The 6,000-nt window shown below is 44.5% G+C and carries 10 protein-coding genes; 8 read left to right on the top strand and 2 right to left on the bottom strand.

Features of this window, described 5'->3' with window-relative positions:
- The coding region (locus FOI68_RS21920) for an ATP-binding protein (protein WP_185974018.1) at nt 1–339 on the top strand (339 nt) is incomplete at its 5' end.
- A 192-nt stretch (nt 340–531) separates the two neighbouring features.
- Here FOI68_RS21920 and FOI68_RS21915 read toward each other — a convergent pair.
- The gene (locus FOI68_RS21915; RefSeq protein WP_143864319.1) at nt 532–930 is read right to left on the bottom strand and encodes a helix-turn-helix domain-containing protein; all 399 of its coding nucleotides are present in this window, start codon (nt 928–930) and stop codon (nt 532–534) included.
- Nucleotides 931–1,081: 151 nt separating this feature from the next.
- Here FOI68_RS21915 and FOI68_RS21910 point away from each other — a divergent pair, with 151 nt between their 5' ends.
- The 6 genes from FOI68_RS21910 to recD2 all read left to right on the top strand — a co-directional run bounded on the left by FOI68_RS21910 (nt 1,082) and on the right by recD2 (nt 5,358).
- A complete protein-coding gene (locus tag FOI68_RS21910; protein ID WP_143864318.1) occupies nt 1,082–1,327 on the top strand; it encodes a helix-turn-helix transcriptional regulator in 246 nt (81 codons plus the stop codon).
- An 11-nt stretch (nt 1,328–1,338) separates the two neighbouring features.
- Entirely contained in the window at nt 1,339–1,497 is a 159-nt protein-coding gene (locus FOI68_RS23655) for a hypothetical protein (protein WP_185974017.1), read from the top strand.
- A 168-nt stretch (nt 1,498–1,665) separates the two neighbouring features.
- The gene (locus FOI68_RS23650) at nt 1,666–1,812 is read left to right on the top strand and encodes a hypothetical protein (RefSeq protein WP_185974016.1); all 147 of its coding nucleotides are present in this window, start codon (nt 1,666–1,668) and stop codon (nt 1,810–1,812) included.
- 139 nt (nt 1,813–1,951) lie between these two features.
- Nucleotides 1,952–2,698, top strand: a complete 747-nt coding sequence (locus tag FOI68_RS21905) for a hypothetical protein (RefSeq protein WP_143864317.1) — start codon at nt 1,952–1,954, stop codon at nt 2,696–2,698.
- Between the two features lie 30 nt (nt 2,699–2,728).
- Nucleotides 2,729–2,902 (top strand): DUF6906 family protein, encoded by a 174-nt coding sequence (locus FOI68_RS24385; protein WP_483296174.1) that lies wholly within the window; start codon nt 2,729–2,731, stop codon nt 2,900–2,902.
- Between the two features lie 197 nt (nt 2,903–3,099).
- Nucleotides 3,100–5,358 carry an SF1B family DNA helicase RecD2 gene (gene recD2, locus FOI68_RS21900; protein WP_185974015.1) on the top strand — a complete coding sequence of 753 codons (2,259 nt, stop codon included), beginning with the start codon at nt 3,100–3,102 and terminating at the stop codon, nt 5,356–5,358.
- 43 nt (nt 5,359–5,401) lie between these two features.
- Here the strand turns inward: recD2 and FOI68_RS21895 are convergent, their stop codons facing one another.
- A complete protein-coding gene (locus FOI68_RS21895; protein WP_143864315.1) occupies nt 5,402–5,617 on the bottom strand; it encodes a hypothetical protein in 216 nt (71 codons plus the stop codon).
- A gap of 55 nt (nt 5,618–5,672) precedes the next feature.
- Here FOI68_RS21895 and FOI68_RS21890 point away from each other — a divergent pair, with 55 nt between their 5' ends.
- Nucleotides 5,673–5,915, top strand: a complete 243-nt coding sequence (locus FOI68_RS21890) for a hypothetical protein (RefSeq protein ID WP_143864314.1) — start codon at nt 5,673–5,675, stop codon at nt 5,913–5,915.
- The last annotated feature ends 85 nt before the right edge of the window (nt 5,916–6,000 follow it).

The following is a 6,000-nucleotide window of genomic DNA, read 5'->3' as shown; positions in this document are numbered from 1 at the left end:
CAAAACAATAGCATCAAACAAAAAATGCGAGCATTTATAAAACCGAATGTACTCATCATTGATGAAATTGGATATCGCAAAATGGATGAAACCGCAGCTCACTTTTTCTTTCAAATTGTATCAGAACGTTATGAATCCGGCTCAATTATCCTTACTTCGAACAAATCCTATGGTTCGTGGGGAGAGATATTTGGGGATACAGTACTTGCTACAGCCATCCTTGATCGATTATTGCATCACTCCCACACGATCAACATTAAAGGGGAAAGTTATCGCATAAAGGAGAAGAAAAAAGCAGGTTTCTTTCGACCCGAGTCAACCGAAGATAAAACAGAATAAACGGAATTTTGGTTGCCACCCGCCCCCCTTAGAGGGGGCATCATTCAGACAAATCTATTGCCTATAATATAGGGAAAATTCGAGTGCAGATAATGGGGAATTTTCATTTGCAGTTGACACTTGTCCATATTTCCCCATCAAAAATCTTCCTCCATAAATAAACAACGAGTCACATCAATGAGTGTCTCGTTGTCAATCCTTATTATTCGCTTTCTCTGCCAAATACCTCAAATATCTTACGTGTTCTAAAGCCTTTTTCTTATCTTCCTCACTCAATTTATCCAACTCGTAGAAAAAGAGGTTCTCGAGTTCAGTTAAAGGCCGTTCTTTCTTACCAGAAGAAAATGTGATGTCTTCATTGGGATCTTCTGGAGCAAACCCTGCGAGTAATAGTAACTCGTTTTTATTTGAACCTTTTAATGCTTTAGCCAGTGCGATCACTGTATCCCTCGAAGGGCTGAATCGCCCTTTTTCTATGGAACTTATGAATGAATAACTCACACCAGATTTAGCCTCAAGGTCCCTAAGGGAGTAATCATTTTTTAACCTTAATTCTCTAATCTTTCTTCCAAACTCGACCGTATCTTTCATAAATATCACCTATGTTCATTTTAGATGTTGTGTATTACAAAACACAACGAGCACCAAAAAGATGTTAAGAATTTCAAAACATGTGTTGACATCCAAAACAAATTGCTTTATTGTTTGTTTAGAAACTCAAAACATTAGGCGGTGATAAATTATGAAAAAGCCAATATTGGGTAATAACATTGCAAAGATCAGAAAGCTTAAAAGGATCACTCAACAGGAATTGGCCAATGCAATTGGGATGGAGCGTACATCACTTTCGCAAATTGAAACTGGTAGGTATTGCCCTAGTGCTGAGACCATGAGAAGAATATCTGATGCTTTAAATGAGCCGTTAGGGGAGATTTTTTTTAATCCTTCTGTTTTGAATAACAAGACAGAAGGGCAACAACCGGCTTAAGGAGGCCAACCATGATCAATTCCCCCAAAGGTATCGTAGTTCACCGTGAGTTCGAGCCGGACATGAAACGTATGGTTCAAGCACTAAAGGTTGTTCTCGAAGCACCTATTGTTCAGCCTGCTCAAGACTCCCAGACAGATAAAGCATCGGTGAGAGAAGAATCCGCTTGACTAATAACCTTTTTGAATATTCTAACGGGTTCTTATTCTCAGTTCTATTCCTGCTTTTTCCTACTCATTGATTTTAATTATCTCCACTTTACGTGTTTCTCATGCTACACGGTGGAGTACGATGCTCGTTAATTTACTTCAGATCTGTATCCGAGGAGGGAGATCCATATGGAACGTTCTTTGGTAGAGGAGGCATTAACTGAACTGCAAAATGCTCAATCCAATTCGAAGGAAACAGACTTCTCGTCACCCTTTTTGCTTACGGAGCCTGGCTTGAAAGAAGCCGAAACCTTACGCACAGATTCAAAAAAATAGTCTTTACTCAGGGGAAGTCAGTCTTCCCTATCGTTTTTCTTACCATTTTGAAACTGAGTAGTAACAAAAGGACACGATCAAAAGGCTCTTGTCCATTTGTTAGTGGTCAGATTCGGAAAAAGAGTGAGGAGGGATCGCTATGCAATACGTTGAGCTGATGGTTTTAAGCGGTCGGGAACACAATGTCATGGATCTTCTCAAGAAGAAAATCGAAATGCTGGTTGAGGCCGATGATACATACGCGTTCCTGAAGGATGTGGTTGTATGTCACTTCCGGAAGGGGGTCTCTCAGGTTTCGAACCGCGTCAAATATAGCTATGAAAAGGGGGTGAAAAGCTACCTGTTTATCGGTGCCGATCTGATGAATTGGACCACCGATCAACTGGAGAAGCTGTATTGCGTTCTGACAAGCGGGATCCCCTTTGTGATCGGGTTGGTTCGGAAGTGGCAGCAGATTCAACAACGGCTGTTTACTTCTCAGGAAGAGATTGAACGCATGGCTCGTAACCTTGGGGCAGAATTGGAACCGGAGATTCGCCTGGTGTTGCCTGAAGATGAGACTAACACTGTTCAGGTGATTGAAATTCAGGCTGAAGCTGAAGATACCAAAGCTGAAAAAGTGGTTCGTAAGCGTGTGTCTTTCAAGGAGTTGGTGGATCGCTTCAAACAAAAGGTGAGTTCGATTGGGCAGAGAATAGAAGAAAAGGAGATCGGGCGAAAATCCAAGCGGGTTCTTTCTCTTTCTTACGACTTTGTTCTTGATTTGATCAAACGACACTTGCCCCAGGCGATCCACCCTAACGTGTTCATCCCAACGGAGTGGATGATCAAATGGCTGCCGGTACTCATTGAAGAAGAGATGAAACATCAAGGCTCAGTGGCTTAACGGTGGAAGTGAGAAGAAGGAGTTGAGACATTGAAAAACGGTAAAAACCTGACACGGACGCAAAAACTCGTACTTCTTAGCCGCGACCTTAATCCGAAGGAATGGCTTATAAGCAAAAAGCTGCCCGATATGTGGCTGCTCGTTCATCGGCGGACAAAACAAACATTAGCATTATCGCTCAATAATAGTTCAGATGCGAGTTAAATTACCCTGTAGACAACGTTTCATCAGCTTGTTGGATATTCTCCTGACATTGTTTAATCTGTACAGCTTTTTCGGGGTAAAAACAGTGGAGGAAATAACATTGGACTCCTTTAAACCAGCGAAAATAATTGTTAGCATCCTTTGGCTTGTTACTGTGATTATTATGTTTTATTGGGGAAGATGAGGAGGTGCAACTTTTGGACGGTATAACCGGAACATTGGTCCGTTATAAGTATCGGCAACCAAACAACGACTTCATTGTAGCTATTCTCAAGCAAAACGATGGGAAAGAAATTACGATCACGGGAACTATCTATGGGGTTGAGCCAAACGAGAAGATCACAGTATACGGCGAATGGTTCAAACATCCACAATTTGGAGATCAGTACCGTGTTGAACGTTGGGAACGCCCGATTCCGAAAAGCAAGGAACAGGTAGTTGCTTTCCTCTCTTCGTCCCTGGTGAAAGGTTGCGGAGAGAAAAGAGCCAAACAGATTGTTGATGCCCTGGGTGAGCATGCATTAGATATTATCATGAAAGAAGGAGAAGCCTGTTTACTGCCTATCCGTGGGATTGGTCAGCAAAAGGCTTCTTCTATTGTCACCAGTGTCCGGTCCTCGTTTGAAGTTCAACAGATCATGATGGAGCTGTCGAAGTACGGTATCAGCACAAATATTGTCGTGAAAGCCTATAAAGAGTTTGGCTCCAACACGCTGGATATTATCAAGCGGAATCCGTATCAACTTACCAAATTGGATCTCATTGGCTTTCTGAAGGCGGACGAGATCGCTAAAAGGATGGGCATCATGCCCAATTCGATGTTCCGGATTGAATCCTGTGTGGATTATGTTCTGAAAAAGATGTGCTTCGATTTTGGTCATTGCTTCATCCCAGAAGCAGAGCTGATCGATGAGGTTCTAAAGGTTCTCAACCACAACACGGACGTATACATTACGCGGGAAGAAGTAGAACAGGGGATCTTTCAGCTAGAGGAAAACGGTCGCGTCATCATAGAGGAAGGGGGAATATATCCTCCTTTTTTGTATCGCTCCGAAAAGAGACTGGCCCAACGCTTACTCAAATTTATGCGCAGCGGCAGTAACAATGTAAACATGGCTGCCATCGATGCTGCCATCAAAGATTACCAGGTTCGTTCCAAAATGGTATTGGCGGAAGGGCAACGCGAAGCGATCCGTAAGCTGTTCATGGAAAACCTGTTGATCTTAACCGGTGGTCCAGGATGTGGCAAAACGGCCAGTGTGAAAGCAGTCATTGATGTGTATCAAAGGCTTAACCCAGTGGCAAGGATTGCACTAGCGGCGCCGACAGGACGGGCCAGCCGTAAACTTACGGAGGTAACCGGACTGGATGCAGCTACCATTCACAGACTCATTAACTTCCGGCCGGGCGAAGAGCCCGAATTCAACGAGAGCAATCCGCTTGAAGCAGATTTACTCATTGTCGATGAAATTTCCATGATGGACATTCAGTTGGCCGATCTGTTGTTTAGAGCGATCAACCCGAACAAAACGAAAGTACTACTGGTAGGGGACCAGGATCAGCTCCCTTCCGTGAATCCAGGAAATGTACTGAAAGACATGTTGGACGCCGGCGTTCCGCATGTGCGGCTTACGGAAGTCTTCCGGCAGGCTCAAAACAGCCAAATCGTCACCAATGCTCACCGGATCAATAAAGGCGAGTCGATTGTCATTGATCCAGTGAAACAAGACTTTTACTTCATCCAGCGGGAAAAGCCAGAAGAGATCGCTGCGACGATCCGGAACAGTGTGGTAAGGTTTACGCAGTTGGGATACACCCCTGCTGATATTCTTGTTCTCAGTCCCATGAAAAAGGGGCCGATCGGAACGGAAGAGCTGAATCGTGTGCTCCAGGAAACTCTCAATCCCTCTGCCCCCCATAAAGAAGAAATAGTGGTCGGGAAAACAATTTTTCGAGTCGGGGACAAGATTATACAGACCAAAAACAACTATGCGAAAGAGGTTTTCAACGGCGATATCGGCACGATTGATCGGATTGATTACCTGCTGGACAAAGAAGGACAAGTAACAGAAGAGAAAGGTCTGTACTGCACGATCAACGGCCAAGTGGTGACATACACAAAGGAAGAATTACATGAACTTCAACTGGCCTATAGTATCACCATACACAAGTCGCAGGGAGGGCAGGCTCCCATCGTCATCATACCGGTATCGACCAGTCATTACATCATGCTTGCGAGAAATCTCATTTACACCGGAATCACCCGAGCCGAATCCAAAGTAGTCTTGGTGGGAACCAAAAAAGCCCTGCAGATTGCGATCAAGAATAACAAGATTGTGGCGCGTCATACTCGGTTAACCAAACGAATTGTTGAGGACATTCAGTTAAACGGACTGAACAAGACAGCCCCGAATCTTCCTGACTGGGTGGAGAGAAGGGCTGTTGATTTTTCATAGCGCTTGTAAAGTTTGGATAACCACTCATTACAAGAAAGGGGAGTTAACTTGGATACCGCCGGCCAGCAGTGCCGAACAACTCAAAGACGTGGCGGTACAGTCGAACCGGTATGTCCGGGAACACAAACGCGACTTCGCTGGGGGCCAGTTCAAGACGGTCGTCCTGCTCGATCACAAACGGGATGTCCATAGCGGCCAAGGCCTCACGAAGGTAGCTGACCTCTTGCCAGTGGACTGGATAGTAAAAGGACTTTTCCATAGGATCACGCTCCTATGAGCGGAGCATACCACAATACAAGCTAGGAGGAAAGACAGTGAATGGAATCAAGATTCAGGTACAAGAAGTCACCGACTTGGACATAGTTTTTGGTGGCTGGGCCATGGAGTTGTTGCCGACATACAACGAAATCCCTGAAGAATTCAGGGAGGGCCGAAAAAAATGGAACAAGCTCATTTCAACATGGTTTTTCTGCGGATTGAAGAGCTGCAAATGGATGCCGAAAGAGGGGATTGATACTGGCAAGGCGCTTAAACACATCAAAGCCATCCTGAGATAGTTCGAACCAAGGCACGAGCACAAAGAGGCCGACTGCGTATATCTCCTGAAAGAATGTTTGAAGACGTGACCTATGAGCGGGCGAA

The organism is Brevibacillus sp. LEMMJ03 (genome assembly GCF_007197875.1).
GTDB classification, from domain to species: domain Bacteria; phylum Bacillota; class Bacilli; order Brevibacillales; family Brevibacillaceae; genus Brevibacillus; species Brevibacillus thermoruber.
This window is presented reverse-complemented; position numbering and strand designations above follow the sequence as displayed.

What these genes read in the sequence shown, in the direction of transcription:
- FOI68_RS21905 (WP_143864317.1), top strand. Translation starts at nt 1,952, where the DNA reads ATGCAATACGTTGAGCTGATGGTTTTAAGCGGTCGGGAACACAATGTC.
- FOI68_RS21895 (WP_143864315.1), bottom strand. Translation starts at nt 5,617, where the DNA reads ATGGAAAAGTCCTTTTACTATCCAGTCCACTGGCAAGAGGTCAGCTAC.
- FOI68_RS21910 (WP_143864318.1), top strand. Translation starts at nt 1,082, where the DNA reads ATGAAAAAGCCAATATTGGGTAATAACATTGCAAAGATCAGAAAGCTT.
- FOI68_RS23655 (WP_185974017.1), top strand. Translation starts at nt 1,339, where the DNA reads ATGATCAATTCCCCCAAAGGTATCGTAGTTCACCGTGAGTTCGAGCCG.
- FOI68_RS21915 (WP_143864319.1), bottom strand. Translation starts at nt 930, where the DNA reads ATGAAAGATACGGTCGAGTTTGGAAGAAAGATTAGAGAATTAAGGTTA.
- FOI68_RS23650 (WP_185974016.1), top strand. Translation starts at nt 1,666, where the DNA reads ATGGAACGTTCTTTGGTAGAGGAGGCATTAACTGAACTGCAAAATGCT.